The sequence below is a fragment of the Acinetobacter sp. WCHAc060042 genome (genome assembly GCF_003231195.1).
Taxonomy (GTDB): Bacteria; Pseudomonadota; Gammaproteobacteria; order Pseudomonadales; family Moraxellaceae; genus Acinetobacter.
Genome location: NZ_QKVN01000002.1, coordinates 111757 through 138440, shown reverse-complemented (window position 1 = coordinate 138440; position 26684 = coordinate 111757). Strand labels below are relative to the sequence as shown.

The 26684-nt window shown below is 38.4% G+C and carries 23 protein-coding genes; 13 read left to right on the top strand and 10 right to left on the bottom strand.

Annotated features, from left to right (window positions below; genetic code table 11):
• Positions 1 to 225: 225 nt before the first annotated feature.
• The 11 genes from DPG01_RS01660 to DPG01_RS01610 all read left to right on the top strand — a co-directional run bounded on the left by DPG01_RS01660 (position 226) and on the right by DPG01_RS01610 (position 12348).
• Positions 226 to 543, top strand: a complete 318-nt coding sequence (locus DPG01_RS01660) for an ArsR/SmtB family transcription factor (protein ID WP_086210042.1) — start codon at positions 226 to 228, stop codon at positions 541 to 543.
• Between the two features lie 102 nt (positions 544 to 645).
• Complete coding sequence (locus DPG01_RS01655; protein ID WP_110974001.1) at positions 646 to 2385, top strand: SulP family inorganic anion transporter; 1740 nt, start codon at positions 646 to 648, stop codon at positions 2383 to 2385.
• 224 nt (positions 2386 to 2609) lie between these two features.
• Positions 2610 to 3803, top strand: coding sequence for a serine/threonine transporter SstT (gene sstT, locus DPG01_RS01650; RefSeq protein WP_086210044.1), 1194 nt, complete (start codon positions 2610 to 2612; stop codon positions 3801 to 3803).
• A 39-nt stretch (positions 3804 to 3842) separates the two neighbouring features.
• Complete coding sequence (locus DPG01_RS01645; RefSeq protein WP_110974000.1) at positions 3843 to 4511, top strand: YoaK family protein; 669 nt, start codon at positions 3843 to 3845, stop codon at positions 4509 to 4511.
• Between the two features lie 20 nt (positions 4512 to 4531).
• On the top strand, positions 4532 to 5068 hold the full coding sequence (locus tag DPG01_RS01640) for a DUF2058 domain-containing protein (protein WP_110973999.1): 537 nt from the start codon (positions 4532 to 4534) through the stop codon (positions 5066 to 5068).
• Between the two features lie 267 nt (positions 5069 to 5335).
• The gene (locus DPG01_RS01635) at positions 5336 to 6574 is read left to right on the top strand and encodes a mechanosensitive ion channel family protein (RefSeq protein WP_086210047.1); all 1239 of its coding nucleotides are present in this window, start codon (positions 5336 to 5338) and stop codon (positions 6572 to 6574) included.
• A gap of 303 nt (positions 6575 to 6877) precedes the next feature.
• A complete protein-coding gene (locus DPG01_RS18870) occupies positions 6878 to 7036 on the top strand; it encodes a hypothetical protein (protein ID WP_228147006.1) in 159 nt (52 codons plus the stop codon).
• Positions 7037 to 7280: 244 nt separating this feature from the next.
• Positions 7281 to 9134, top strand: a complete 1854-nt coding sequence (locus tag DPG01_RS01625) for an ABC transporter ATP-binding protein (protein ID WP_110973998.1) — start codon at positions 7281 to 7283, stop codon at positions 9132 to 9134.
• A 306-nt stretch (positions 9135 to 9440) separates the two neighbouring features.
• Positions 9441 to 10469: an AraC family transcriptional regulator gene (locus tag DPG01_RS01620; protein WP_086210049.1), complete on the top strand. Its 1029-nt coding sequence runs from the start codon at positions 9441 to 9443 to the stop codon at positions 10467 to 10469.
• A gap of 70 nt (positions 10470 to 10539) precedes the next feature.
• Positions 10540 to 10914: a glycine cleavage system protein GcvH gene (gene gcvH / locus DPG01_RS01615; RefSeq protein WP_086210050.1), complete on the top strand. Its 375-nt coding sequence runs from the start codon at positions 10540 to 10542 to the stop codon at positions 10912 to 10914.
• A 252-nt stretch (positions 10915 to 11166) separates the two neighbouring features.
• The gene (locus DPG01_RS01610) at positions 11167 to 12348 is read left to right on the top strand and encodes an MFS transporter (protein ID WP_110973997.1); all 1182 of its coding nucleotides are present in this window, start codon (positions 11167 to 11169) and stop codon (positions 12346 to 12348) included.
• Positions 12349 to 12391: 43 nt separating this feature from the next.
• On the opposite strand, the gene DPG01_RS01605 is transcribed toward DPG01_RS01610, so the two are convergent.
• The 6 genes from DPG01_RS01605 to DPG01_RS01580 form a co-directional block, all read right to left on the bottom strand.
• Positions 12392 to 13585 carry a PilT/PilU family type 4a pilus ATPase gene (locus DPG01_RS01605; RefSeq protein WP_086210052.1) on the bottom strand — a complete coding sequence of 398 codons (1194 nt, stop codon included), beginning with the start codon at positions 13583 to 13585 and terminating at the stop codon, positions 12392 to 12394.
• Positions 13586 to 13822: 237 nt separating this feature from the next.
• A complete protein-coding gene (locus DPG01_RS01600; RefSeq protein WP_086210053.1) occupies positions 13823 to 14884 on the bottom strand; it encodes a 3-deoxy-7-phosphoheptulonate synthase in 1062 nt (353 codons plus the stop codon).
• A 471-nt stretch (positions 14885 to 15355) separates the two neighbouring features.
• On the bottom strand, positions 15356 to 17458 hold the full coding sequence (locus DPG01_RS01595) for an EAL domain-containing protein (protein ID WP_110973996.1): 2103 nt from the start codon (positions 17456 to 17458) through the stop codon (positions 15356 to 15358).
• A 472-nt stretch (positions 17459 to 17930) separates the two neighbouring features.
• Positions 17931 to 19097: a fatty acid desaturase family protein gene (locus DPG01_RS01590; protein ID WP_110973995.1), complete on the bottom strand. Its 1167-nt coding sequence runs from the start codon at positions 19095 to 19097 to the stop codon at positions 17931 to 17933.
• A gap of 12 nt (positions 19098 to 19109) precedes the next feature.
• Positions 19110 to 20138: a flavin reductase family protein gene (locus DPG01_RS01585; RefSeq protein ID WP_110973994.1), complete on the bottom strand. Its 1029-nt coding sequence runs from the start codon at positions 20136 to 20138 to the stop codon at positions 19110 to 19112.
• Positions 20139 to 20366: 228 nt separating this feature from the next.
• A complete protein-coding gene (locus DPG01_RS01580; protein WP_110973993.1) occupies positions 20367 to 21482 on the bottom strand; it encodes an S-(hydroxymethyl)glutathione dehydrogenase/class III alcohol dehydrogenase in 1116 nt (371 codons plus the stop codon).
• Between the two features lie 118 nt (positions 21483 to 21600).
• Between DPG01_RS01580 and DPG01_RS01575 the strand changes: the two genes are divergently transcribed.
• A complete protein-coding gene (locus DPG01_RS01575; RefSeq protein ID WP_110973992.1) occupies positions 21601 to 23154 on the top strand; it encodes a phospholipase D family protein in 1554 nt (517 codons plus the stop codon).
• A 259-nt stretch (positions 23155 to 23413) separates the two neighbouring features.
• A complete protein-coding gene (locus DPG01_RS01570; RefSeq protein ID WP_110973991.1) occupies positions 23414 to 23851 on the top strand; it encodes a hypothetical protein in 438 nt (145 codons plus the stop codon).
• A 36-nt stretch (positions 23852 to 23887) separates the two neighbouring features.
• Here the strand turns inward: DPG01_RS01570 and DPG01_RS01565 are convergent, their stop codons facing one another.
• From DPG01_RS01565 to DPG01_RS01550, 4 genes are all read right to left on the bottom strand, one after another.
• Entirely contained in the window at positions 23888 to 24481 is a 594-nt protein-coding gene (locus DPG01_RS01565) for a uracil-DNA glycosylase family protein (RefSeq protein ID WP_110973990.1), read from the bottom strand.
• Between the two features lie 8 nt (positions 24482 to 24489).
• Positions 24490 to 25209: an SGNH/GDSL hydrolase family protein gene (locus DPG01_RS01560; RefSeq protein WP_110973989.1), complete on the bottom strand. Its 720-nt coding sequence runs from the start codon at positions 25207 to 25209 to the stop codon at positions 24490 to 24492.
• Between the two features lie 252 nt (positions 25210 to 25461).
• The gene (locus DPG01_RS01555; RefSeq protein ID WP_110973988.1) at positions 25462 to 25785 is read right to left on the bottom strand and encodes a pyrimidine/purine nucleoside phosphorylase; all 324 of its coding nucleotides are present in this window, start codon (positions 25783 to 25785) and stop codon (positions 25462 to 25464) included.
• A 152-nt stretch (positions 25786 to 25937) separates the two neighbouring features.
• Positions 25938 to 26681 (bottom strand): SDR family oxidoreductase, encoded by a 744-nt coding sequence (locus DPG01_RS01550; protein ID WP_110973987.1) that lies wholly within the window; start codon positions 26679 to 26681, stop codon positions 25938 to 25940.
• Positions 26682 to 26684 lie beyond the last annotated feature (3 nt).

The following is a 26684-nucleotide window of genomic DNA, read 5'->3' as shown; positions in this document are numbered from 1 at the left end:
AAGAATACAAATATTATTAAATTTTTATCCTTAAATTATATAAATATCGAGAACTTAAGTGATATTCAAGATAACTATTTTTGATGTAAATAGAACGTATATATAACTTTAACTAATATTTTATTTCACTAAAAGCCATGCATATTACACATGAAAACACAACATTATAAACTGCTTGGTTTTATACTAAGCGCACAGTTGTTTTGTTTTATGAGTAGGTTTTAAATGAACACAGGACTTGAAATCACGTCTATGCGCGACTCTGCTGAAGTTGTTGTGAGTATTTTAAAATCTCTAGCCAATACCGATCGTTTATTAATTCTATGCCATTTGTCGCAACAAGAACTTAATGTTTCACAAATTGAAGAAATTACTGACATCAAACAGCCAACACTTTCTCAGCAATTGATGATGCTACGCAAAAGCGATGTCGTAAATACACGTCGTGACGGTAAGCAAATTTACTACTCCATTAAAGACGAACGTATGGTAGAAGTCTTAAATACTTTATATCAGTTGTATTGCCCTAAACCACGTCTTTAAAATCAAATAATTATGCTATTTTTGATGTGAGTATAATGAATGCTAAGACTTCTTAGCATTTTTTATGCATAATATATCTAAATTTATGATTTAGATTTTTTTATGTCTGATTGGAATCGTCGTCTAGGCCTTTATCTCCCCGCATGGCAGTGGCTCAAGCACTATGACACGCCTACTTTTAAATCAGATTTACTTGCATCCTTTATTGTCATTGCCATGTTGGTTCCTCAAGGCATGGCATACGCCATGTTGGCAGGTTTACCTCCAATTACAGGATTATATGCCAGTATCATTCCGATGATTATTTATGCCATCATCGGCGGCAGTCCCACGCTTTCGATTGGTCCCGTTGCCATCATTTCCATGATGACCTTTGCGACTTTGAATTCGATGTTCGAAGTTGGTTCACCTGTCTACATACAGGCAGCCTGTCTATTGGCGCTCATGGTCGGTGTTATTTCTCTGTGTTTGGGGATACTACGCTTTGGTTTTTTAATTCAACTCATTAGCCATCCCGTTATTCAAAGTTTCATTATTGCTTCGGCCTTACTCATTGCTTTGGGTCAGTTGAAGTTTATTGTTGATCTGCCTTTAAAAGCCAATAATATCCCCGAGTTTGCGACTAGTGTTTGGCAATACATTAGTCTCACTCACGTAGGGACGCTAGTCTTTGGACTGTGCGCCATCGCTTTTTTAATTTACACTCCCAAACTACTAAACAGCCATGCCATTAAGTCTTGGTTCGGATCGACTGTATTACTTTCGCGCACCATTCCTTTATTTTTAGTGGTTGCGTCGATCACCTTAGTCTATTTTTTCCAACTGCAAGCATTTGGAATCAAAACGGTCGGAGTAATTCCATCTGGTATGCCTCCGCTCGATATGCCGTATTGGAACTGGGCTCTAGTTCTGCAACTGTTGCCAGGCGCCACCATGATCGCAATGATCAGTTTTGTTGAATCATTGTCTATTGCCCAAGCAACAGCGCTACAAAATCGTAGTCAACTGAATAGTAACCAAGAGCTGATCGCTTTGGGATTAGCCAACATCAGCGCTGGTTTGAGTTCAGCCTTTCCTGTCACAGGCAGTTTATCTCGTACTGTCGTTAATGCAGATGCAGGTGCTCAAACCCCTATGGCAGGAGTGATATCATCATTATTGATTATTGTAGTGAGCTTATACTTTACTGGTTTTTTTCAAAACCTGCCTTTAGCCATTCTGGCTGCAACGATTATTGTCTCTATTTGGAAATTGGTAGACTTTAGACCCTTTATTGAAGCATGGAAATATTCAAAAGCAGATGGTATTGCTATGTGGATCACGTTCTTTGGGGTCGTATGTATAGATATTTCAACAGGTCTGATCATTGGCATGATCTCAACATTTGTTTTATTGCTTTGGAGAATTAGTCGTCCACATATTGCGGTGATTGGTTTGGTCGAAGGTACACAACATTTTCGCAATGTTGAACGTCATGATGTTCAAACAGCTGCACAAGTGCTTTCCATGCGTATAGATGAAAACCTAAGTTTTCTCAATGCCAATGTCTTAAAAGGTGAACTGATTAATGCAGTCAGCCAGCAACCTGCACTGGCTCATGTCGTGATCAATTGTTCAAGTATCAGCAGTATCGACCTCAGTGCTTTAGAAATGTTAGAAGATATCAATCTAGAGTTATCTAAACAAAACATTCAGTTGCATTTATCAGAAGTTAAAGGCCCTGTGATGGATCGGTTACAAGGCTCAAAACTGTTAAAGCATTTAAGTGGAAAAATATTCTTGACTCATTATCAAGCAATTCAAACGCTTGCACCACAGCTTCTATCGACACATTCAATATGATCTATATATGAAAGTTTTTTGGCATAAATGAAAAACTTTCTATGTCTTTTTATGATAAAAACCCATTAAATATGTCATTTTTATGAATAAGAATGAATAATAAAAACTGAAATTACAATAACTTAATTTTTATATTTAAATATTTTTCAGTCAGTTAGGAAATTAGGTATAAAATGGCGCACTTAAAATCCGTATTTTGTCCTCGTAATTTTCAAGGCGCCTCTATGTTCTCTGTTTTAGCGCGAATGAGTTTAGTTACTCGAATTATCATTGCCATTATTTTAGGTATTGGTGTAGCTCTTGTTTTTCCCGGTGTTGCACCTTATTTGAGCCTACTAGGCGACTTGTTTATTAAAGCGTTAAAATCTGTGGCGCCTGTACTTGTTTTCGTTTTAGTTCTTGCCTCTATTGCCAATTTTAGAGTGGGCCACAGTGCAAATCTACGTCCAATTATCATCATGTATGCAATTGGTATGTTGCTCGCTGCGTTTGCAGCGGTTGCCGTCAGTATTATTTTCCCAAGTACATTATACTTAAATTTACCTGCAAATACGGATCTACAAGCACCAAGTAGCCTGATTGAAATTTTTAAGAATTTACTGCTCAGTTTCATCGCTAACCCTGTAACTGCAATTAGCGAAGCAAACTTCATTGGTATTTTAGCTTGGGCTGTTGCTTTAGGCGTAGCTTTTCGCCATGCAAAAGACACGACTAAAGACTTCTTAAATGACACAGCTCATGCGGTAAACAGTGTTATCCGCCTCGTAATTAACTTTGCACCAGTGGGTATTTTTGGCTTAGTGGCCGTCACTTTTGCTGAAACGGGTCTAAGTACTCTAGAAAGCTATGCTCAGTTGCTTGCAGTATTGCTGGGTACTATGGCTTTTGTGGCACTGGTAATTAACCCACTTATGGTTGCGGTTGTAACACGCAGCAACCCCTATCCTTTAGTATTCCAGTGTTTACGTGAAAGCGGTATTACTGCATTTTTTACACGTAGTTCTGCTGCGAATATTCCAGTTAACTTGGACCTTGCAAAGCGCTTAGGCGTTCCTGAGTCTACGGCAAGCGTAGCAATCCCTTTGGGCGCAACCATCAATATGGCTGGCGCATCTGTGACCATTACTGTACTTACACTTGCAGCAGTCAATACCTTGGGGATTGATGTTGACTTTACTACGATGATGATTTTATCAGTACTTGCGACAGTGTCAGCATGTGGTGCTTCTGGTGTTGCAGGTGGTTCTTTGCTGTTGATCCCTGTTGCTTGCGGCCTGTTTGGTATTTCTTCTGATATTTCGATGCAAGTCGTTGCTATCGGGATGGTGATTAGCGTATTGCAGGACTCAACTGAAACAGCGCTTAACTCATCAACTGATGTATTATTCACTGCAGCAGTTGACCGAGCTTCAAAATAATATATTGTAGAATCAGTACATTGTTTCATTTTTGAAGTTATGCCATTTCAACACTTACCATTTTGGATACAACTGGGTGCATTCTTTTTAGCAATTAATGCTGGAATGATTAATGTTTTAGGACTGGTCACAGTATTACACCAGTCCGTTTCCCACATGACAGGTAATATCAGTGTTTTAGCCATGTCACTTGCGAACTGGCAACCTGAGCACATCTTATACCTTGCACTTGTTACATTATGCTATGTGGTAGGGTCATTTTACAGTGGTATCATTTTAGGAAATAGCCACTTTCAGTTGGGTCGCCGTTATGGCTTACCCCTTAGTCTGTTGGCTTTTTTTATTTTTCTATGCTGGTTGTTTCTGCCGTACTTTCCGCGCTATGCACTGCTCTGGGCATGTGTTGCAATGGGTGTACAAAATGCCATGGTCAGCCACTACAAAGGAACCATCATTCGAACCACACACTTGTCTGGTGTCTTAACCGACTTAGGTTTAGCACTCGGCTATCGGGCAAGAGGTCTCGTGGTCGAACGACGCCGTGTTGTATTACATCTTCTTATTTTAATTGGTTTTTTCATTGGTGGACTCAGTGCAAGTTTGATCTACCCTTATTTCAAACTCAACTCTTTCTTAATCCCGACAGCATTAAGCTTGATCCTTAGTGTTGTATATTGGATCATCTATTTTCGATATCGTCGTATTTAAACACAATTGTGGAATTCGTTATGGTTAAAAATGCATTACAGGCTCAGTTACTCAAAGCCGGTTTAGTTGACAATAAAAAGGCAAAAAAACTCTCTAAACAAGCAGTGCATGAGCAAAGAACTGGTCAAAGCAATGAAGCTGAGATTAAGGCAAAAATTGCGCAAGACAAACAGCAAAAATTAGAGAAAGATCAAGCCATAGAGCTTGAGAAGAAAGCTCTGTTGCAAGAAAAAGAGCTCAAAGCAGCCATTGTTCAAATGATCTCACAACATAAAATCCGTGATACGGATGGCGAAGTCATCTACCAATTTATTGATGATGGCAAAATCAAAAAACAATATATCAATCAACAAATTTATAATGCCCTAGTTGCAGGCAGTTTGGTGATTGCTCGTGATCATGACAACTATGCTTTCTTACCAAAAGCTTTAGCTGAACGTATCAATACTAAACTTGAAGGTTTTATTATTGTCAATAACTCAGAAAAGAATGAAGCTGTCACTGATGAAGAAGATCCTTATGCAGCCTATGTCATTCCAGATGACTTAATGTGGTAATGATTTGACCATTTAACGTTCAAGAAGCTTCCGACAAGGAGGCTTTTTTACAATAAAATGATAGTGATAAATCCCTCGTTTTCATGTTGGTCTTTTTTCTTTCAATCCAACACATCTATTGAATCTATCTATAATTCAGCCAACGCTCCCAACAACGAGTAAATAATCAAGTCGTTGAAAACGTGTATAAATTTAGTGACATGATTTGATTAATCTGTATAGCTGATTACACTATTTTCAGTGTTTTAATCAAAAGAAGACTAAATTTTGGATAAATTTCATTTTATACAGAACTTAAAAGACTGGTCAGATCAGTATCCTTGGATCGAAATGCTCACAGGGTTTTGCATACTGATTTTAATTGCAATATTGGCCTATATTATTGCTAAACATGTTGTTGTCCGTGGTATTCGGCATCTCATCACTAAGCTAAAATTTGCCAATCATGACATCATGTCGCAGCATAGTGTGATTCGTCGAATTGCGAACATTGTCCCAGCAATCGTCATTATGAATGGTATTGTCACCGTCCCCCACCTGTCTGCGAAAATGGTCAGCTTTGTGCAAATGGCAGCGCAAGCATTCATCTTCCTGACCATCGCCTTAGCCATCGGTGAATTGCTTAATATCTTCAATTTGGTGTATCAGCGTAATCCTAAATCACGCAATAAACCCATCAAAGGTTATTTGCAACTCATCAAGCTGATTATCTTTATTGTCTGTGGTTTGATGATTCTAGGGACTTTCCTGAAAAAAGATGTCTTCACTTTGCTTGCAGGTTTTGGTGCAATGGCTGCAGTGTTGATGCTGGTTTTCCAAAATACAATTTTGTCATTGGTGGCTTCTGTGCAGATTTCATCTTATGACATGGTACGTATTGGAGACTGGATTGAAATGCCCTCACTTAATGCCGATGGCGATGTGATTGATATGTCATTACATACCATTACCGTACAGAATTTTGACAAAACATTCACCACCATTCCAACCAACAAATTGGTCACTGACACCTTTAAAAACTGGCGTGGAATGTCACAGTCTGGCGTTCGGCGTATTAAACGCTCCATTTATATTGATCAAAGCAGTGTTCATTTCATGTCAGAAGAAGAGCAAGTTAAACTGCGCGATTTCCTGTTACTAGATCAGTATTTAGATCATAAGAGTAGTGAATTGATTGAGTTTAATCAAAAACTTGACAATACATCACCGTGTAACCAAAGACGCTTGACCAACATCGGAACGTTCCGTGCTTATGTCGAGTTATACCTTAATCAGCATCCCAATATTTCAAAACACCAGTCCCTCATCGTACGTCAGTTACAGCCAACGGAAAAAGGTTTGCCACTAGAAATTTATGCATTTAGCAACCAAATTGCATGGAAAGACTACGAGGCTATTCAGTCAGATATTTTTGATCATTTAATTGCGATTATTCCAGAGTTTGGACTCAGAATTTACCAAGCACCTTCAGGGCATGATATGCAAGTTGCACTATCTGAACATTAAATTTCTTATTTAGCACACTCAAATAGTTTCAATTTGAGTGTGCCCAAACTTTTCAAATATATAAAAATACTTACTAAGTCTATTGGCTTAATTTTCATCCTTTCCCGGGAAAATCTATTCTGCTTTAACATTAATGATTAAAAACTGTGTTAATTAGATTGAGTATTGTGTAAATAAATTACATGAATAATTACATGAAATATACGTCTTTATCACAACATCCACCTTTTCTCTTCATTAAATTAGCCATTCCTTTTAACTTTAGTAAGACATTCTAAAATGAATACTTTAAATAAAACTTTCATGGCTACTCTTTTAGCTGTTGCAGCGACTTCTTCCTTTGCAGCAGAAGCGCAATCTGTAGAAACAACTCAAGCGGTAGTTACAACTGAAAACACGACTTCTGCTTCGGAAGCTACTGCAGCTGATGTTACGGCGACTTCGGAAGCTCAAGCAAACTAACACATTAAGTGTTTCAGGGAGTCCAACTTAAATTGGATTCCCTTGTATAAAACACCATGTCTAAGCACAAAATTTGTATTAAAAGCAATTCTCTCTGGACAAAACTACCATTTCCTAAACAGACACATGGTCTTGTAATTTACAAACAACTGAACGACCTTTTCATGCTAAAATTCTCGAACTCTGATTATCTATAAAACAAACTGTTATTCCCTAAACAGCTTATTTTTACAAGGTTTTATTTATGTTCAAATGGTTTGAAAAGCGTGTTGATCCCTATCCAGAAGAAGGACTAAACCAGCCTTTACCAACCACTTTCTTTCCATTTGTTTGGCAGGCAGCTAAAGGTGTCCGTCAATATTTAGTGATTTTAGTTTTATTCACTGCTGGTGCGGCCAGTTTTGAAGCACTCCTTTATGCAAAAATTGGTGAACTGGTAAATTGGCTCAGCAAAAGTCAGCCTGAAACCTTTTTAGCAGAACACAGTTCAAACCTTAGCCTGCTGTTTTGTATTTTGTTAGCCAACATTTTCTTTGCCAGCCTCCAGTCCATTATTAAGCACCAAATTTTGTTTAGTTCTTTCCCAATGCGTTTGCGTTGGCGCTTTCACAATCTTTTGCTGAAACAAAGTCTCGACTTTTTTCATAATGATTTTGCAGGACGATTGTCTGCAAAGGTCATGCAAACAGCTCTCGCCGTACGCGAGTTCTGGGTCATTTTAGGCGACATGTTGGCCTATGTATTGATTTACTTTATCACTGTCAATCTAGTCCTTGGTGCTATTTCACCGTTGTTAATTGTGCCTTTGCTAGTTTGGTTGGCTTTATTTATTTGTGCTGCGTATTACTTTATTCCACGTTTAAGCAAAGTCTCTAACGAACAAGCTGATGCTCGTGCGGTGATGACAGGCCGTGTAACCGATGCTTATACCAATATTCAAACCGTTAAACTCTTTGCCCATGCTGGGCGTGAAAGCCAATATGCCAAAGCCTCGATGCAAGAGTTTATGGTTACGGTCTATAAGCAAATGCGGTTGGGCGCAAAGTATGAAATTAGCATCCTATTTTTAAATGTCGTGCTCTACGTTGGTGTCCTCGGCACAGCCGTCTGGTTATGGATGAATGGACAGGCTGAACTTGGTGTCATTGCAGCAGCAACAGCCATGATTTTAAAGCTGAGTAGTATTGCTGAGTTTATCATGTGGCAAACCTCAGCCTTATTTGAGAATGTCGGTACCATTCAAGATGGGATGAAAACGCTTGGTCGCCCGATTAATATCCAAGATAAGCCTAATGCTAAAGACCTTGAAGTTAAACAAGGTGTGATTGAGTTTAATGACGTAACTTTTGCGTATAACAGTAAAAATGTCATCGACAATTTAAACTTACATATTCGTGCAGGTGAAAAAATTGGGATTGTGGGTCGCTCTGGTGCAGGTAAATCCACCCTCATTCAACTTTTATTACATTTTTATCAGTTAAAACAAGGTGAAATTTTAATTGATGGACAAAATATTGAAGACATTACTCAAGATAGCTTACGTCGCAATATTGCTTTAGTCACTCAAGATACCTCCTTACTTCATCGTAGTGTCGCTGAAAACATTAAATATGGTCGTCCAAATGCAACAGATGAGGAAATGTTTGCTGCCGTACGCAAAGCCAAAGCTGACGAGTTTATCCCACAACTAACAGACTTACGTGGCAAATCGGGTTATGAAGCCTATGTCGGTGAGCGTGGGGTAAAACTTTCAGGTGGACAACGTCAGCGTATCGCAATTGCTCGAGTATTCTTAAAAGATGCGCCTATTCTGATTTTAGATGAAGCCACCAGTGCCTTGGATTCTGAGGTTGAAGCTGCGATTCAATCTAGTTTAGATGACCTCATGGAAGGTAAAACGGTAATTGCAATTGCACACCGACTCTCAACCATTGCACAAATGGATCGTTTAATTGTGCTCGATGAAGGTCATATTGCTGAGCAAGGGACGCATGAGGAACTGATTGAGAAAAATGGCATTTATGCACATTTATGGCAGCGTCAGACAGGTGGTTTTTTAACAGAACAACATCCGATCAAAGCGCAAAAGGAAGCTTAATATACTAAACAATATTATTGACTGAATGATCGTTTAAGCCTAGATCTCCTTAGAGATTTAGGCTTTTTAATTTATCTATAGTCACGATTAGCCTATTTATAACAATCGTTATAAGCACAGTAAAATACTTATGTGTGCAACGAAAAATTATGCTATTTATTATTTACTTGAAAGGAATTCAAACCCAGATAAACTGAACCTATATTTGCTCAAAGTATATTGTCAAACAATATACTTCATGGATTTTCATTATTCATGCCAATATAACTTCAGACCGAAAAGAAAGAAAAATGCAATGGATCGCGCATGAAAACAGTTTCACTTCGCCAAGATCAAGGAATTCCTGGTGTTTATGGCTTATTGTTATTAGATGTTGTGTCTCGCTGGGGCTATAACGCAGAGGCACTCTTTTCCCCTTTTCAACTCACCAGCGAACAACTTGCTGAGCCTGATTTTCGTATCCCAGTGCATACTGCGAATGAATTGGTTAAATTAGCCAGTCGTCTGACTGGTGAGCCCACTCTAGGCTACCATCTTGGTACGCAGATGCGTATTTCAATTCATGGTTTCATTGGCTATGCCATCATGACCACACATGATATTGGTGAAGCTTTGGTTCTGGCAAATCGTTTTATTCAACTACGTATGCCTTTTTTGCAGCTTTTCTTTTCTACCTTTGGCGAAAAAGCAACTTTACAATTACGTTGCGATGTTGATATTGAACCTTTGCGTACGGATATTGCGATCAGTATTATTTTTGGGATTGTGTCAATGAGTAAGGCACTCACTGGTATTGAGGCTCTGGCTGGTGAAATTGATTTCGATTTTCCAGAGCCAGAAGGCTTTGACCGCTACCGCACAAAGTTGCCTAACCATAGTGTTCGTTTTGATCAACCTCATCTACTTTTAAGCTTTGATAAACATTACTTAGGCTTTAAAATGGTCAATGCCGACCCACTTGCAAGCCAAATTGCGATTAATCAGTGTGAAGCCGAACTCTCCGCTATGGGTGAACGCCGAAGATTATCTATGCGAGTTCGTGACATTCTAACCCGATCGGAACAACACTACTTAAGCATCGAGCACGTGGCTGACCTATTACACATGTCTGATCGAACACTGAAACGCCAATTGGCTGCTGAAGGTACTTCATTTTCCACCATTGTTGACGAAGTTCGATACCGCCATGCCACCTCACTACTTTCTCGTACTGACTATAGTCTGGAACAAATTGCAGATGAACTAGGATATAGCGATGTAGCCAATTTTAGCCGTGCATTCAAACGCTGGAGTGGTCGCAGCCCAAGTAATTGGCGTAAAGATCCCTATTTATAAGCCTTTTGTTTTTATAAAAAAGCATGTATAAATCATGCAAAAATGTTTTTTGTATTTTAAGGAGTTATTCATGAATCATCCTTCAGAATTGAAGTATGCAAGTACACATGAATGGGTGCGTATTGAAGGTGATCTGGTTGTAACTGGTATTTCAGACCACGCACAGGATGCTTTAGGCGATTTAGTCTATGTTGAAACCCCAGAAGTTGGTCAACAGATCACAGCTGGTCAACAAGCAGGCGTCGTTGAATCAGTCAAAACAGCTTCTGACATTCATGCACCTGTATCAGGCACCGTTGTTGAAATCAATGCAAATTTGGAAGATGACCCAGACTTTGTCAATGATGACCCCTATGGTAAAGGTTGGATTTATAAAATTAAGCCTGACAATATGGCCGATGTTGAACAGCTTCTATCAAATACAGCCTATGAAGCTGGACTATAAATAAAACTGAAGCATTTGAAATAAGCAAAGTCAGTCTTCGGACTGATTTTTTATTATCCTCCTATTTTAAGAAATAAATCATTTTCTATAGCACAGTGACCGTCTATTTATTTCCATTTATCACAATAACTACACTTTTCACGTTTTTTGTACTATAATTAAATAATTCTAAACTGTACGATAGCGTCTCAAGATCCCTGCATAAAAAATATAAAAGCGCCTTGTGACTTAGCCTCAAACCAAAGGTTCAGCATGTCCACGTCCAATACCCCAACGCTGTGGAATAAGTCTTTTATTCTTTGCTTATTCAATAATTTGTTCTTATTCATTTTTTATTTTGCACAAACCACCATTCTACCAATTTATATTTTAAAAGATTTGGGCGGAAATCTTACGCAAGCAGGTTTAGCCATGACCTTGTTTATGGTTTCATCCATTGCTGTTCGACCTTTTAGTGGACTGATTATTGAAAAATTTGGTCAAAAGAAAACACTTTTCATTTCGGAAGCCTTATTTTGCCTATTTTCCTTAGCTTATCTCTTAGCTGATAACTTACAGGTGCTTTTATTGATTCGTTTTCTGCACGGCATCTGGTTCAGCATTGTTACAACTGTGGCTGTTCCTATTGTGAATGAGTTTATCCCAGAGAAACGTAAAGGCGAAGGTATGGGCTATTTTGTCATGTCAATTAACCTAGGTATTGTTCTAGGACCATTCATCGCTTTGACGCTTATTCAGTCTATGTCTTATCAAATGGTTGCAGGATTTTTGGCATTTAGTGTCTGGCTTGGTTTTCTCTTTTGCTTTTTTATCCCAATTCCTTCGAAGCCCAAACATTCTAAATCTAGTAAAAAACATAAGCTCAGTAGAGATGATTTTATAGAAATAAAAGCCTTAAACATTTCAATTATGGCCATGATTATCTCTTTTTCCTATGCCAGCATCATGTCGTTTATCTCTACCTATGCAGAGTCTAAGCATCTGCTTAATTATGCAAGCTTGTTTTTTATTGTCTTTGCTATTGCTATGATGAGCCTACGCCCTATTACTGGCAAGATTTATGATCAACATGGTGCAAATTATGTAATTTATCCTGCTATTCTCTTGTTTAGTTTAGGTCTTGTAATCCTAAGTCAAATTCAATCATTAGCGGGCTTGCTCATTGCAGCAATATGTGTAGGTATGGGCTTCGGTTCAGCTCAACCCTGCCTACAAACCCTAGCCATTCAACGTGCTGAAAAGCATCGGATTGGACATGCAACTTCCACATTTTTTACCATGTATGACTTAGGTATTGCTTTAGGTTCAATTTTGCTGGGACTACTGATTTCAAAACAGGGCTATAGTTTCACCTATTTACTGTGTGCAACAACGACAGCTTTAAGTTTACTCTTCTATACTTATGTCGTAAATCGTAAAAATATATCTAAATAGAAGTGTCCGCAGGTTCTGATCATTAAACATACGGACTCAAAGCTTAGCTTTCAGCTTGTGTTTCTTCTAAGTCTTTTGACTTCTCAGGAGTTGTTTGATCAAAAGATAAAACACTACTTGTATTCAAATGTGGATTTGCTCTACTGCTTTTGAGTTTAATTTGTAAGCGCAATTCATTTACCGAGTCTGCATTGCGTAATGCTTCTTCATAGGCAATTGCACCTTGATTATACAAATCAAATAAAGCCTGATCGAATGTTTGCATTCCAAGCTCTCTTGACTTTGCCATCACTTCCTTAAGCTCATGAAAATTCCCCTTTAATATCAAGTCTGACATCAAAGGCGTATTGAGCATGATTTCCACTGCTGCCCGGCGACCACGACCATCTTCAGTACGGACTAAACGCTGCGAAATAATCGCCTTCATATTTGAAGATAAGTCCATCAAAAGCTGATTTCTTCGTTCTTCTGGAAAGAAGTTAATAATACGGTCTAGGGTTTGATTGGCATTATTGGCATGCAAAGTTCCAAGACACAAATGTCCTGTTTCTGCAAAGGCAATTGCATGCTCCATCGTTTCAGTATCTCGAATCTCACCAATTAAAATAACATCAGGTGCTTGGCGAAGTGTATTTTTTAAGGCATTGTGCCAAGAATGGCTGTCCACACCTACTTCTCGGTGAGTAATCATTGATTTTTTGTGCTTATGTACATACTCGACAGGATCCTCAACGGTAATAATATGCCCTGCTGAGTTTTCATTTCGATGGTCAATCATGGCTGCTAAAGAGGTTGATTTACCAGATCCTGTACCACCAACAACCAATACCAGACCGCGCTTTTCCATAATCACATCTTTTAAGGACTCTGGAAGCTGCAACTTGGTAAAATTCGGTATTTCAGCAGCAATCGTACGAATAACCATCCCTACTTGTAGTTGTTGCTGGAAGACATTGACACGAAAACGAGAAACATTGGGAACACTAATTGCAAAATTACACTCAAGCTCAGTTTCGAATTCTTGACGTTGCTTTTCGTTCATTAAACTATAGGCAAACAGCTTAGTTTGATCTGCTGCTAAGTTCTGTTGCCCTAAAGGCTTCATCAAGCCTTGATGCTTGATACTCGGAGGAAAGTCCGCAGATATAAACAAATCTGAACCACCATACTCAACCACCTTGGTGAGCATGTGGAACATCATTCGACGAGCTTCTTCTAAGAGTTCTGCAGTATACATAGTGTTCTCTAAAAATTAGTGCAAATAGCTGACCCTAAAAAGCATTTTTGTTAAAAATACAATTTGTTATCATGTTTCTAAGGTTACTGATTGTGCATAACTTTAACCGCCAGCTCAACCTCATTTATTCTTTCATAAATCATTTTTAACTTATTTTTCAAATTATTATCAGTATTTTCTGAACTACATCACAAAAAAAGACCTTCAAATCTGAAGGTCTTTTTATAGGTACTTCAATCATGCGCTGCGCTGTATAGCATGCATTCTTAAAGTATCAGCAATATCTAATAGTACCTGTTGTGTTTTTTCCCATCCTAAACATCCATCCGTTACCGATTGGCCATAGACCATATCTGATGAGATCTTTTGATGACCATCTACCAAGTAACTTTCAAGCATGACACCACATACATTACTTTGAGCACGCTCTTCAACAATACTACGCAATACCTCAGGTTGATTGAGCGGATTTTTGGCACTATTACCATGACTACAGTCAATCACTAGAGCCGGTAATTCGCCTTTCACTTTATCCTGCATTTGGCGAATATGTGTTAAGTCATAATTAGGTCCAGAATTTGCACCGCGTAAAATTAAATGAGGCTTCGGATTTCCAGTAGAGTGCAACATGCATGCCATGCCTTGCTGCCCCACCCCCATGAACTGATGCGGATTTGTCGCTGACTGAATCGCGTCCAATGCAATTTGAATAGAACCATCTGTCCCGTTTTTGAAGCCTATGCTGAATGGCATGTGACTTGAGATTTCACGGTGAATTTGCGACTCACTCGTACGTGCACCAATCGCCCCCCATGCCAACAGATCATCAAAATATGCTGTTGCCATTGGACTTAAAATTTCTGAGGCAATAGGCAGTCCTTTTTCAATAATGCTTAAATACAATGCACGAGACTGCTCTAGGCCTAACTGCATATTTGAGGAACCATCTAACATTGGGTCGTATAAAAAGCCTTTCCAGCCAACGGTTGTCCGTGGTTTCTCGATATAAGCACGCATAACGAAGAAAATTTGGTCTGCAACTTTGCTCTGTAATTGTTTTAATTTTTCAGCATATTCTAATACTGCAATCGGGTCGTGAATAGAACATGGTCCTGTAATCACCATAAGACGATGATCCTGCCCACTCAAAATCTTTTGAATCGTTTGACGCTGTTCAGCAATTTGTAAGTTTAATGCTGCTGAAAGTGGTAGCTGTGTTTTGAGTTGCTGTGGTGAACTTAAAGACGTTTCTTGAGCTGTTTGTTGAGCTTGTTGTAGTGCAGTATTTAGAGCATTCATTGGTTTGTATCCTTTGGACTGTGGTCTCAGTCCGAGCTTTTATTTGAGCGTTATGGGTCTAATGGATTGTTCGGCTGAAGTCATAAATTGACTAAAGTAAAACCAATAAAAGTTGCTAAAGTATGAATAGTTAATCGTTTTCATGAAGTTCTCCAAAATTTATTAAAACAGCAGATATAAAAAAACCTGATCAGGGTTGCCGATCAGGTATTAACTGGGTGGGCAACCTTTTGATGCCCGAACGCGTTCAGGCAACTATCTAAATTGCCAAAAATAATATGTCGCGTTAGAAACTACAGGTTGCTTTAACATTTTTATATCTTCAAAAATATGTTATCTGAAATTTAAAATACGCTGATTTTTTTGCTTTTACAACACTTTTTTATAGAAAAGTGTTGTTCTATCTCCATAAACACAACCCTCCAGGAAAATCGGAAATCATGCAAGCTGTCTTTGTCTAAAGATCAATGTTTAGTGTCGTTTTAATAATTGCATTTCAGCCTGTTGAGCCGAAACTGGAGGGCTAAACAAATAGCCCTGCCCAATATGACAACCCATTTCCCTTAAAAGTTGTAATTGAGTAGCTGTTTCAATGCCTTCAGCAATAATATCCATAGATAATAAGGGGCCCAGTTTAGCTAATCCCTCAACAATCGCATAAATTGATTTATCTTCACTTAATCGCTGTACAAATGAGCAATCAACTTTAATGATATCAACAGGATAATCTCGTAAATGAGTTAGTGAAGAATGCCCCGTGCCAAAATCATCTAATGCAATTCTCACACCATTGGCTTTAAGTTTTTTTAAAGCTCGAATAACGTACTCATAACCCCGTTCTGCTAAATGGTACTCTGTGACTTCTATTTCAACAAATTTTGCTGGAATAGCATGTGTTTTAAGCCGTTTTAAAAATATTTCTGCGAAGTTATCTCGCATAAATTCAACAGGTGCAGCGTTGATTGAAATAGGAACAACCTTTAACCCTTTTGCGAGCCATTCAGTAATCTGTTTAAAAACCTGATTCTGCATAATTTCACTTATACGACTAGATAGCTCATAATCATTAAATGCAGCAGCAATTCTTGCCGGGCTTTGAATATTATTATGTTCATCTCGCCAACGTAATAATGCTTCATAACCAATAATTTTTTCGGACTTTAAACAGACTTTAGGCTGAAAATAAGCCTCAATAGTCAAGTTACGAATAATTTGATGTGCGCAATTCAGTTGTGCTGAATGCTCTCGAACAGCATTAAACATGTCTTGATCAAACATTCGCATACCGCCACGCCCTTGGGCTTTAACATCGGTAAGTGCGGTATCTGCACACTTCATTAACTCGACAATATCACTAGCATCATCTGGATATAAGCCACAGCCAATACTCATGCCGCCATTAATATAATTACCTGCGAATGTAATCGGGATCTCTAATTGCTTTAAAATCAGTTGAGCAATTTCATTGAGTTCACCAATATCTCGTACATGTGGAATAATGACTCCAAACTCATCACCGCCAAGACGCGCCAAGAATGCTCGTCCTTCAAGAGTCTGTTTTAAGCGTTTAGATAATATGCGCAAAAGATGATCGCCTGCAGCATAACCCAGCGTATCATTAATTGTTTTAAAGTGATCTAAATCCAACAACATCACAGCAAGCTTTTGCTTTTTATCCCGTGCATTTGTATATAGTTTTCTTATTTTTTCTTTAAACGCTCTGCGGTTATTTAAGCCTGTAAGTTCATCCCGTTCATTTCCTTGTTTAAGCTTTTGTTCTGCCAAGTATTGTAAAGTTACATCACGTGAAACACATAAAATACTTTGGGTTTTACCATCGACATCTAGTACAGGTGTAAGCACATTATCCCAGTAATAGACACTGTCTTTAGAAAAGCTCATGCCATTAAAACGTGAGTTTTTTCCATTGTTAGCATCGAGCATCGCCTTTTTAGCTTTTTTACGAATCGCTTGTGGCAAAATTTCGATCCAAGACATGCCAAACTCTTTTAAATCTGCACGCCCAAAAAAATTTTCACATGCTGACTTATTCATGTGTGTGATTGTGCCATCAGGGTCAACCACAATAATACAATCCACACTGGCATCCAACATATCGGCATGAGCTCTTAAAAGAGCCAATGATTCAATATAGATTTTCATGCCCTGATGAATATTGGTACAACTGATTTTAAAACCACCGATTGGACTATTTTCCAACTCAGCTTGAATTAAAAACCAGTGATACTCGCCTTGTTGGTTACGAATTCGGCAGGATTTTTCAAATTTATGTTTGACCACAATTGCTTGATGCAAAAAGTCATCAAGTACTTGAACATCTTCAGGATGAATATAATGAAGTAAATTAAATTCTTGTTCTGATATATTCATCACACCCAAATATTGGCGTAGGGGTAAGTTTAGGTACTTACATACATGACTATGCAACCAAAAAAGCTGTGGAATAGAATCAATCAATAAACTGTCATTTTTAGAAATGGCAGTTTTCCCTGCCTCATGTTCATAAGCAAAATTTTTAGATTTAATTTTCGGCTGTGATTGGATTCGCGACATAATAATTATCTGCAACTTAAACTAGCTGATTTAATCCGTAATCAGACATATTGTTTAAAAAAGAAATCAAGCAAAGTCATAAATATAAATTAAAAAAACAAAGAAAAACAAATGTGAAGTGACGTTGCGTGATTGCCATCACACCATGCATCATATACAACTTATATGAGCCTATACCAATGAAAAATTGCAACATTTACACAAATCCGACAAATAAACAGAAGCGATATTTGAAATTAAACTCACCCTATCCTTGCTGGGGAAAAGAGCATATAAAAAAATTAATAAAATTTAAATAATAACAACTAGATAAAATAAAAGTTCAAACATGCAGACAGATCACTGATTATTTTTAGTTATAATGAAACATTATTTATCAGTATTTTATGCGCTAATTTTGAGCAAAAAAAGAAGTCTAATTGGTAGATCCATTCCAATTAGACTTTTACTGAATTAATGCATTTTAAATACATTAATTCAGTAGCGCTTTCTTCAATAAATTTAGATTGTGTTTAATAAATGAAAATGAATTTTCATTCTTTTCATAGCACTGGTTTGGTAATGAATATTTCGCCAATTTTGCCCAAACAGATGAAAACTGTTTGATAAAACTGGCTTCATTGTAATGAATCCCATAATCCGCACATAATTCTTTAACTTTTGGGGCTACTTGTGCGTAGCGATTTGCAGGCATATCTGGAAAAAGATGATGTTCAATTTGATGGCTCAAGTTGCCACTTAAGATATGGAGCCACTGTGTTCCAGTAAAGTTACTCGAACCTCGAATTTGACGCAGATACCACTCGGCCCGTGTTTCATTGTCGATATTGTCCATTTCAAAATTTTCAGCGTCTTCGGTAAAGTGACCATTAAAAATCACCGCGGATGCCCATAAGCTACGAATAACATTCGCTACAGCATTTCCTGTAAAGACAGGCAATGCATTTGGCCCAGCGATGATGGGGAAAAAGACATAGTCTTTAATCACTTGGCGTTTCATCTTCTGTCTAAAATTATATGACTCTACCCAAACTTCACGCCATGTTTTGGTTTTATAAGCGACCACATCTTCGATATGCAGATTTTGTATGCCAACGTACCACTCAAAAAATACCATCAACTGAGCAGCTAAAGGCAAATTCAGCAAAAAGCGAGGTTCCCATTTCTGTGCATCACTCACACGGACTAAGCCATAACCGACATCATGATCCATCCCGACAATGTTGGTATAGGTATGATGGATGTAATTATGTGTATGCTTCCAGTCGGGGCCTGTGGCCATAGTATCCCAATCATAATTGCTACCATTGAGACTCGGATCATTTAGCCAGTCAAACTGACCATGCATGACATTATGCCCAAGTTCCATATTTTCTACGATCTTAGATACCCCCAATAAACCTGTGCCCAAAAGCCATACTGGAGGTAACCACCCTGCAAACATGAGCATTGTACGTGCGCCTATTTCGCTATAGCGGACAAAATTTCGGATTGTGTAAATATATTCGGCATCTTTTTCATTGAGGCTTTCCATCACTTCACGGCGGATCGCTTCAACCTTTAAGCCAAACTCTTCGATTTGTGCAGGACTTAAATATTTGGATTTACTGCTTTCACTAAAATATACGGGAAGATTCATATCTATACCTTCTTAAAGGTTAATTACAACAGGACTAACCGCCTGTGAAATGCATAACTTAATTTGAGTGTTATTGTTTTGATCCAGTTCACCTGTGAGTAGATTACGCACCACACCCTGAACTTTGGTACATGAACAAGTATTACAAATCCCCATACGACAGCCATGTGCGGGACGTAAACCCGCCTGTTCGGCACTTTCTAATAAATTGCTTTGAGCTTGAAACTGTTGCTGCGAACGTTGAAATGTGACCATTTGAGCGTTCTGAGTGTGATCGACAGTAATTTGAAAGTATTCGGTATGCAGATGGTCAATTAAGTCTAAAGCCAGATAGATTTGTGTCAGACTTTGCATCATATTGGCAGCACCGCAGGCATAACATTCGCGTTGTTCAAAACCTTCAACCTTTTGGCTAAGCAAGTCTTGGCTCAGATGTTGTTTATCCAGCAAGGTATTTATATGATGATATTTAAACTGCGGATAATGTTCCGCTAAACGTTGCAGTTCTACGTGAAAGGCATCATCCCGCGTAAAGTAAATTAGATCAATATGGGAAACTATTTGTGTTTGTTTTAATGCAGCATTAATCAATGCGTAAATTGCAGTAATGCCACTTCCAGAGGCAATCATCAGTGCAGAATGAGGCTGCGTTTTTAAAACAAATTCACCCTGCGATTGGGAAATTTCAACTACACTTTTTTCGAACTGCTGAGTAAGCGTATTTGAGACTTTTCCCTGTTTTCTTACAGCAATCACAAGATTACCATTGTCTAAAATCTCGACAATCGAATAGCTACGTTGCCAACGTACACCACCTATAAGCACCGTTACTAAGATGCTTTGCCCAGCTTGATAACCAGCGACTTTAAAATGACGATTTGGCTGTAACTGCATGCACACGAAGTCATCTGACAAATGATGCTTTGCAACAATCTGTGCTTTGGCCTTTTTCCAAGCCCACAGCGGATTTACTTTTTCAGCTAGAAAATCCACAAAATCTTCTCGAACCCATTCTGGGTGGTACTCAATATGCTTTCCCATAGTCACCCTCTGATCTAAATTTATTTTTATACAAGTGTGCATTATTGAATCATCAAGATACGGTTAGAAGTTGTTTTCAGCTATGTCATAAAAGGACAAAATCTAACAAATTGACATTTTCTATCATTTTTGTCTAACAATATGAACAGTTTTGCCACCCCACTTTTCGTTTCATTAAAAACAAAAAAACCAAGCCTAAGCTTGGTTTTCTAAATGTATTACACTGAATTAGTCTTCAAAATGAATCACTGTACGGATAGATTTGCCATCATGCATCAAATCAAACGCTTCATTGATTTTGTCGAGCCCCATAGTATGAGTGACAAATGGAGCTAAACGAATGTCTCCACTCATGGCTTCTTCAACCATACCCGGCAGTTGTGAACGACCTTTTACACCGCCAAAAGCAGTCCCTTTCCAAGTACGACCAGTAACCAGTTGGAACGGACGTGTTGAAATCTCTTGGCCTGCACCTGCTACACCAATAATCACCGACTGGCCCCAACCACGGTGTGCACATTCCAATGCTGAGCGCATGACATTGGTGTTACCAATACATTCAAATGAGTGATCAACCCCCCAACCTGTCATTTCAACAATCACTTCCTGTACAGGACGGTCATGGTCTTTTGGGTTTACAAAATCAGTTGCCCCGAATTCTGCTGCTAATTTATATTTGTCAGGGTTCGTATCAACCGCAATAATACGACTGGCTTTAGCCTTTTTTGCACCTTGTACAACAGCTAGACCAATACCACCTAGACCAAAGACAGCAACGGTATCGCCCTCTTGTACTTTGGCTGTATTTTTGACTGCACCTAAACCAGTGGTCACGCCGCAACCCAATAGGCATACGTGTTCTGGGTTAGCTTCTGGATTGATTTTAGCCAAAGACACTTCTGCGACAACAGTATATTCAGAGAATGTTGAACAACCCATATAGTGATAAATCGGTTGTCCATTATAAGAAAAACGCGTTGTACCATCTGGCATCAAACCTTTACCTTGAGTTGCACGAACAGCTACACATAAATTGGTTTTACCTGACTGGCAGAATAAACACTCGCCACACTCAGCTGTATATAGTGGAATAACATGATCGCCCGGCTGAACGCTAGTGACACCTTCACCCACCTGAACCACGATACCCGCACCTTCATGGCCTAAAACCGCAGGAAAAACACCTTCAGGATCATCACCAGATAAAGTAAATGCATCGGTATGGCAAACACCTGTATGCGTAATCTTGACTAAAACTTCACCCTTTTGCGGTGGAGAAACATCAATTTCTACAATTTCCAGAGCTTGTCCTGGTCCAAAGGCAACGGCCGCACGTGATTTCATTTTCGCTATCCTTAACAGCTATTTAACAGATGAGCTACAGTAACCGCTTTTTATTCACGGTTTCAACCTATAACATGTGAAATATATAACTTATAAAAATTAGGTCTTTAAAACCAATATGCAGATATCAACTTTTTGTAGACCACTAATTGTACTGAGTACAGCTTTTACACTCGCGGGATGCCAACTCGCCCCCAATCAGGCTAAGCCCTCAGCCCCAGTCGAAGTTTTTGCACAGCATTGGCTCAATGAGCAAGACGTATCTACACAACAAAAGCAAGGGCTTACAGCCTATTTGGCGCTTGATGAGGCTTTCATGAGTATTGCTTCACGTCTACATTTGATTCGCGAAGCTAAACACAGTCTGGATGTTCAATACTATATTTGGGGGGATGACTTTATTGGTCATATGATGTTACATGAACTGCTAAATGCTGCGGATCGTGGTGTAAAAGTACGTTTATTAATTGATGACCAAAACGGCACTGCATTAGATGAAACGTTCAAAACATTAGTCGCTCATCCCAATTTTGAAATTAAATTGTTCAATCCTTACAAATACAGACATTTACGTGTGATTGATTATGCTTTCCGCTTCAAGCACATCAACCATCGTATGCATAATAAACTTATCATTGCCGATGGCTCCATTGCCGTAACTGGTGGTCGTAACATCAGTAGTGAATACTTTGACGCCAGTGAAAACTTCCAATTTACCGATTTAGACATTTTGTTTTATGGGCAAGCTGTAGAGCAAGCCAATCGTGTATTTCTAGACTTTTGGAATGATGACTTAAGCTACGCTGTACCACAATTAATCGGTCAAGGAACTCAACAAGCGCTGACTGATTTAAGACAACATTACGAAGCTGATGCTTTAGATAAAAACGTCATTGAGCGAAAAATTGATCGGGCACGATCAGAAGTCAATACAGAGCTGAATCAACACCCTATAAATTGGGCTAAAGCACATTTTATTGCAGACTCTCCCAATAAAATTCGTGCGAATGCAAAGCCTCATGAAATGATTGTCAATCAAATGTTTAATTTGATGGGCAAGCCCGAACAGCATATGGAGTTAGTTTCAGCTTATTTTGTTCCAACAACGGCTGGTACAGAGTATCTTTCAAGCCTTGCGAAAAATGGTACTCGCGTTCGCGTTCTGACCAACTCTTTATTTGCCAATGATGTGGCAATCGTTCATGCATTTTATAAAAAATATCGCCACGATTTACTTAAAAATGGCGTAAAGCTGTATGAGTTTAAACCTTATATTGAAAGAGAAAATCGAACATGGTATGAAGTTGCTACAGGTAATGTGATTCCAGCAAAAGGCAGAAGCTCATCTCGATTACATGCCAAATTTTTTGACATTGATGGAAAAGTATTCATTGGTTCATTTAACTTCGACCCACGTTCAGCTCATTTAAATACAGAAGTGGGCTTAGTCGTGGAGTCGGATCAATTACAAAATGCAATTTCTGAAAAGTTAGATCAGTATTTGCCTCATATTGCCTATGAATTAAAACTCGATAAACAAGGTCAACTCATTTGGCTCGACCGTCAAAGAGATGGCACTATTATTGAACACCATAAAGAACCCGAAACAACCAAATTCCAAAGATTTATGATGAAAACTGTCTCATATTTACCTATTGAATGGATGATGTAATGACAAAGAGATGACGATTAAACATTTTAACTCACTTACTCCAACTCACTATACACTGCACAAAGTCTTCATATTGATCATTTGGTTTAAAAAATAAGTTGAGCTAAAAGCCAAATGTAGTGAACGTTATGAAAAAATAAGCCCAAACTCATCTTATTTAATACTTAAATTCGCTCATAGCTTTGAAAGATTTTACTCACTCCAGACTTTGATTTAACATATCCAGCTTTCGTTATATCCCTCCTTTTAAAGCTCAGTAATGCAATTTTTTGATTTAAGCCAACAGTTTAATTTAAGCAATATTTTAACCCCATATAAAACACTTGATGATTTGGCTAAGCAAGAGTGGGTTCTAAGTAAAGTTCGTGTAGAGCATGATTGTTTAAGTGATCAAGACAATATAGAAGGACAAGTGGTTTTAAAGTCCAACGAAAATATTCAAATCGAACTCGAATGGCTCATCCAAGATACTGGACATGAACTATTGATCCAGTTTAAAGGAATAGAAACGCCAGTAACCGAAGAAACCTTTGTCCTCATCAAAGGTGTCCAGTTAATAGATGAAAGTCGGAGTCCTCTTTCCTCAAGTGCACTCAGTCTCTGGCTAGATGGAACTTTATTTCCCTTACTACCACAACTACGCCAGCAAATTAAAGCACGATTGAATTTATGGGACTATGTTGAATATGATGATTAATACAAATCATTTATCCATCAGATCAACTAAAATGACTTAAAGTAAGCCTATTTCTTTAAATAAGCATTGATAAGCATCAGCTTTTTTCTCTAAAGCCAAAGGATAAGCGCGCGAAGAGGATGGCATGCGATACAGACTCAAGTCTCGTCCTGCAAAATGTGTCTCAGACTTCATTCCAATTTGTGGTTTTAAAGTCCCATTAGGCATAGACAGCATGAGCGTATCAGTGGCTTTATCACCGGTGGTCATGACATTATGACACTCGGGCATCTGTTTAAGTAAATATTGTAGATTGGTCGGGGTAACGATTTGTAGAAACTTATCCGAAGCATTGCCTTTTTGGCGGATCACTTTATAGGCTGTATCAAATATCGCAATACCTCGTTCATTTAAAAAAGTACGGATTTGTTGTTCTTTAAATGTCTTCTGCTCGATATTGAGAAAATAGTTTTTATCTTGAAAAAAACATAGACCAAATATTTTCCACATATCATTTTGAAAATTTGGATAATAAAAATCCATTTTCCAGCGTGTTTTCGGTGGAGGAAAACTACCTAGCATTAATAATTTGGCATTCTGTGGTAAAAACGGTTTGAGTGGATGTGTTTCAATTTCAACTGAGGTCGTCATAAATTATTTTAAACCCGTTCAAAATGCTGACGTATTTTTTCAGCTACTTGTTTGCCCCATAGCTGATAAATTTCTTTGCTCGGGTGAAAGCCGTCCTCTGCCATATCCAAATTCAGATTTTTAAATTTCTCTAAATCGTATTCAATCCAATCCATCTGCTGTTCTTGCGCAACAAATTGACTGAGTTTTAAATTCATCGCTTTAGCGTATTGACCAAATAACCATGCAAGTGGGTTTGGAAGTGCAGGAAACTGATCCATCGGAGGTACTCCCGATGCAATCGTCAGTTGTGGGCTAAATTTATGTTTGAGTATTTGATAAAGTTGTTTCTGTTTTACGATCCAAGCCCGTGGCGAGGTAAATTTTGTAATGTCATTGACACCGACAGAAGTAATAATCACATCAAAATGCCGTGTCTCAAGTGTTTGAATGGCATGAATGACTTGATCTGTGGTGAAGCCAGTCGTTGCATGTAAATAAAATTGAATACTAAATTCAGATGACAGCTCAGTTAAAATTGAACCTAATAATGCATCATCCTGCACATTTACACCAACACCTGCTGCCGCTGAGTCACCCAAAATGAGTAATGACAGTGTTTTGCCTACACCTTTTTTTCCAACGCGCTCACCAATTGGCTCGGGCAGTCGTGGTGTATTTTTTTTTACTTGGTAACCCTGTAAAAGAATGACAGGAACTAAAACAAGTGTATAAATTTTTAAGCGCATGTTAGCTAACTAGATCTTCGGTAGCCTAAATATAAAAACAGTATACGTTGAATTGAATCCATGCAAAGAATGAAAAACTGTAAAGTTAAAAAACATATTTAGAAAACTGCCATAACACGCAAAGTAAACATGTGGCAGTTTCTACATTCAAATTCACTATTTTTAATATATGAACGACTATAAACATGCCAGTTGAGCAATTTAACTCTCAGCAGATCAAGTCAAAAATCCATCTCTTTTCAGCTTAATTTTTTATTTTTCTAAATGACAAATATAATCAACCACTTCGCTTGCCATCATACTAAAGCGACTATTGGCAGGCACATCAAAACTTTCACCCGCATGATAAAGCATCATCTCAGTCTGTAGCCCAATTTTGACTTGGCATTGACCTGAAACAATTTCAATATGTTCCGCAACATGTGTTTCAAAAGTTAAAGGTTGATCTGTAGGCAAAATAACCCCTAGGGTCTTTCGTGAACCATCTTCACATTGAATGACATGACTGATTGAGCGCCCACCAAAGTGAACATTGGGTTTTTTTCTTACCGAAACAAAGTCGAACTGATTTGACATCTTCATCACCTCTTTTCTTCAATGCTACACTGATTTTATGACTAACTCATGAATCCATTCAAATGCTCATCTGACATAACAGTATTTGTTTAGAAATGCCCTGACATTGTTCAAGATAAAAAGGCTGATTTACAGCCTTTTTATCTCAAGGATTAGCCCAGTTTATTAACCAATTTCAGTGGTAAAACTTTCATCGCTAAACCGAGCGGTAACCAAGGCCATTTAGGAACATAGGCTTTTACTGGAGCTTTTTCAATTTCTACTGCCAAGAGTCGTGAACCTGTTTTTTCATCCACTTCAAAAGGCAGTGGTTTAGCACCCTCGTTGATTTCTGTACGAATATAGCCAGGGAAAATCGTGGTGACTTTGATTGGGGTATTCAGCAGTTCGGCACGGATCCCTTCAGCCAAATGTGCAACACCTGCTTTACTTGCACCGTATGCTGTCAAATGTTTCGGCATACCACGGACTGCACTCATAGACGAGATAACAACCAAATGTCCTGCATTTTGCTCACGGAAAATTTCAACCGCAGCTTCACACTGTGCCAAAGCTGAAATAAAGTTGGTTTCTACCGTAGCTTTATTAATTGCAAAACTTCCTTTACCAATACGACGCCCATCACCAATTCCAGCATTGACAATGACTCGATCTAAATGACCAAAGTCTTGTTTAAATGAGCGAAACACTTCGAAGACTTGTTCATAATTGGTCACATCTAAAACTTTAGTTATGACTTTTACCCCGTACTGGCTTTCAAGTTCTTGCTTTAAGCTTTCAAGGCGTTCCAAGCGCCGTGCACAAATAGCCAAATTGTAGCCTTTCTGTGCAAATTCGCGTGCCATACCTGCACCAATACCAGAACTTGCCCCTGTAATTAAAATTGTTTTAGCCATGTC

What these genes read in the sequence shown, in the direction of transcription:
- DPG01_RS01575 (WP_110973992.1), top strand. Translation starts at nt 21,601, where the DNA reads ATGCAGATATCAACTTTTTGTAGACCACTAATTGTACTGAGTACAGCT.
- DPG01_RS01605 (WP_086210052.1), bottom strand. Translation starts at nt 13,585, where the DNA reads ATGTATACTGCAGAACTCTTAGAAGAAGCTCGTCGAATGATGTTCCAC.
- DPG01_RS01570 (WP_110973991.1), top strand. Translation starts at nt 23,414, where the DNA reads ATGCAATTTTTTGATTTAAGCCAACAGTTTAATTTAAGCAATATTTTA.
- DPG01_RS01560 (WP_110973989.1), bottom strand. Translation starts at nt 25,209, where the DNA reads ATGCGCTTAAAAATTTATACACTTGTTTTAGTTCCTGTCATTCTTTTA.
- DPG01_RS01565 (WP_110973990.1), bottom strand. Translation starts at nt 24,481, where the DNA reads ATGACGACCTCAGTTGAAATTGAAACACATCCACTCAAACCGTTTTTA.
- sstT (WP_086210044.1), top strand. Translation starts at nt 2,610, where the DNA reads ATGTTCTCTGTTTTAGCGCGAATGAGTTTAGTTACTCGAATTATCATT.
- DPG01_RS01585 (WP_110973994.1), bottom strand. Translation starts at nt 20,138, where the DNA reads ATGGGAAAGCATATTGAGTACCACCCAGAATGGGTTCGAGAAGATTTT.
- DPG01_RS01660 (WP_086210042.1), top strand. Translation starts at nt 226, where the DNA reads ATGAACACAGGACTTGAAATCACGTCTATGCGCGACTCTGCTGAAGTT.
- gcvH (WP_086210050.1), top strand. Translation starts at nt 10,540, where the DNA reads ATGAATCATCCTTCAGAATTGAAGTATGCAAGTACACATGAATGGGTG.
- DPG01_RS01580 (WP_110973993.1), bottom strand. Translation starts at nt 21,482, where the DNA reads ATGAAATCACGTGCGGCCGTTGCCTTTGGACCAGGACAAGCTCTGGAA.
- DPG01_RS01600 (WP_086210053.1), bottom strand. Translation starts at nt 14,884, where the DNA reads ATGAATGCTCTAAATACTGCACTACAACAAGCTCAACAAACAGCTCAA.
- DPG01_RS01655 (WP_110974001.1), top strand. Translation starts at nt 646, where the DNA reads ATGTCTGATTGGAATCGTCGTCTAGGCCTTTATCTCCCCGCATGGCAG.
- DPG01_RS01640 (WP_110973999.1), top strand. Translation starts at nt 4,532, where the DNA reads ATGGTTAAAAATGCATTACAGGCTCAGTTACTCAAAGCCGGTTTAGTT.
- DPG01_RS01550 (WP_110973987.1), bottom strand. Translation starts at nt 26,681, where the DNA reads ATGGCTAAAACAATTTTAATTACAGGGGCAAGTTCTGGTATTGGTGCA.
- DPG01_RS01625 (WP_110973998.1), top strand. Translation starts at nt 7,281, where the DNA reads ATGTTCAAATGGTTTGAAAAGCGTGTTGATCCCTATCCAGAAGAAGGA.
- DPG01_RS01595 (WP_110973996.1), bottom strand. Translation starts at nt 17,458, where the DNA reads ATGTCGCGAATCCAATCACAGCCGAAAATTAAATCTAAAAATTTTGCT.
- DPG01_RS18870 (WP_228147006.1), top strand. Translation starts at nt 6,878, where the DNA reads ATGGCTACTCTTTTAGCTGTTGCAGCGACTTCTTCCTTTGCAGCAGAA.
- DPG01_RS01645 (WP_110974000.1), top strand. Translation starts at nt 3,843, where the DNA reads ATGCCATTTCAACACTTACCATTTTGGATACAACTGGGTGCATTCTTT.
- DPG01_RS01620 (WP_086210049.1), top strand. Translation starts at nt 9,441, where the DNA reads ATGAAAACAGTTTCACTTCGCCAAGATCAAGGAATTCCTGGTGTTTAT.
- DPG01_RS01590 (WP_110973995.1), bottom strand. Translation starts at nt 19,097, where the DNA reads ATGAATCTTCCCGTATATTTTAGTGAAAGCAGTAAATCCAAATATTTA.
- DPG01_RS01610 (WP_110973997.1), top strand. Translation starts at nt 11,167, where the DNA reads ATGTCCACGTCCAATACCCCAACGCTGTGGAATAAGTCTTTTATTCTT.
- DPG01_RS01555 (WP_110973988.1), bottom strand. Translation starts at nt 25,785, where the DNA reads ATGTCAAATCAGTTCGACTTTGTTTCGGTAAGAAAAAAACCCAATGTT.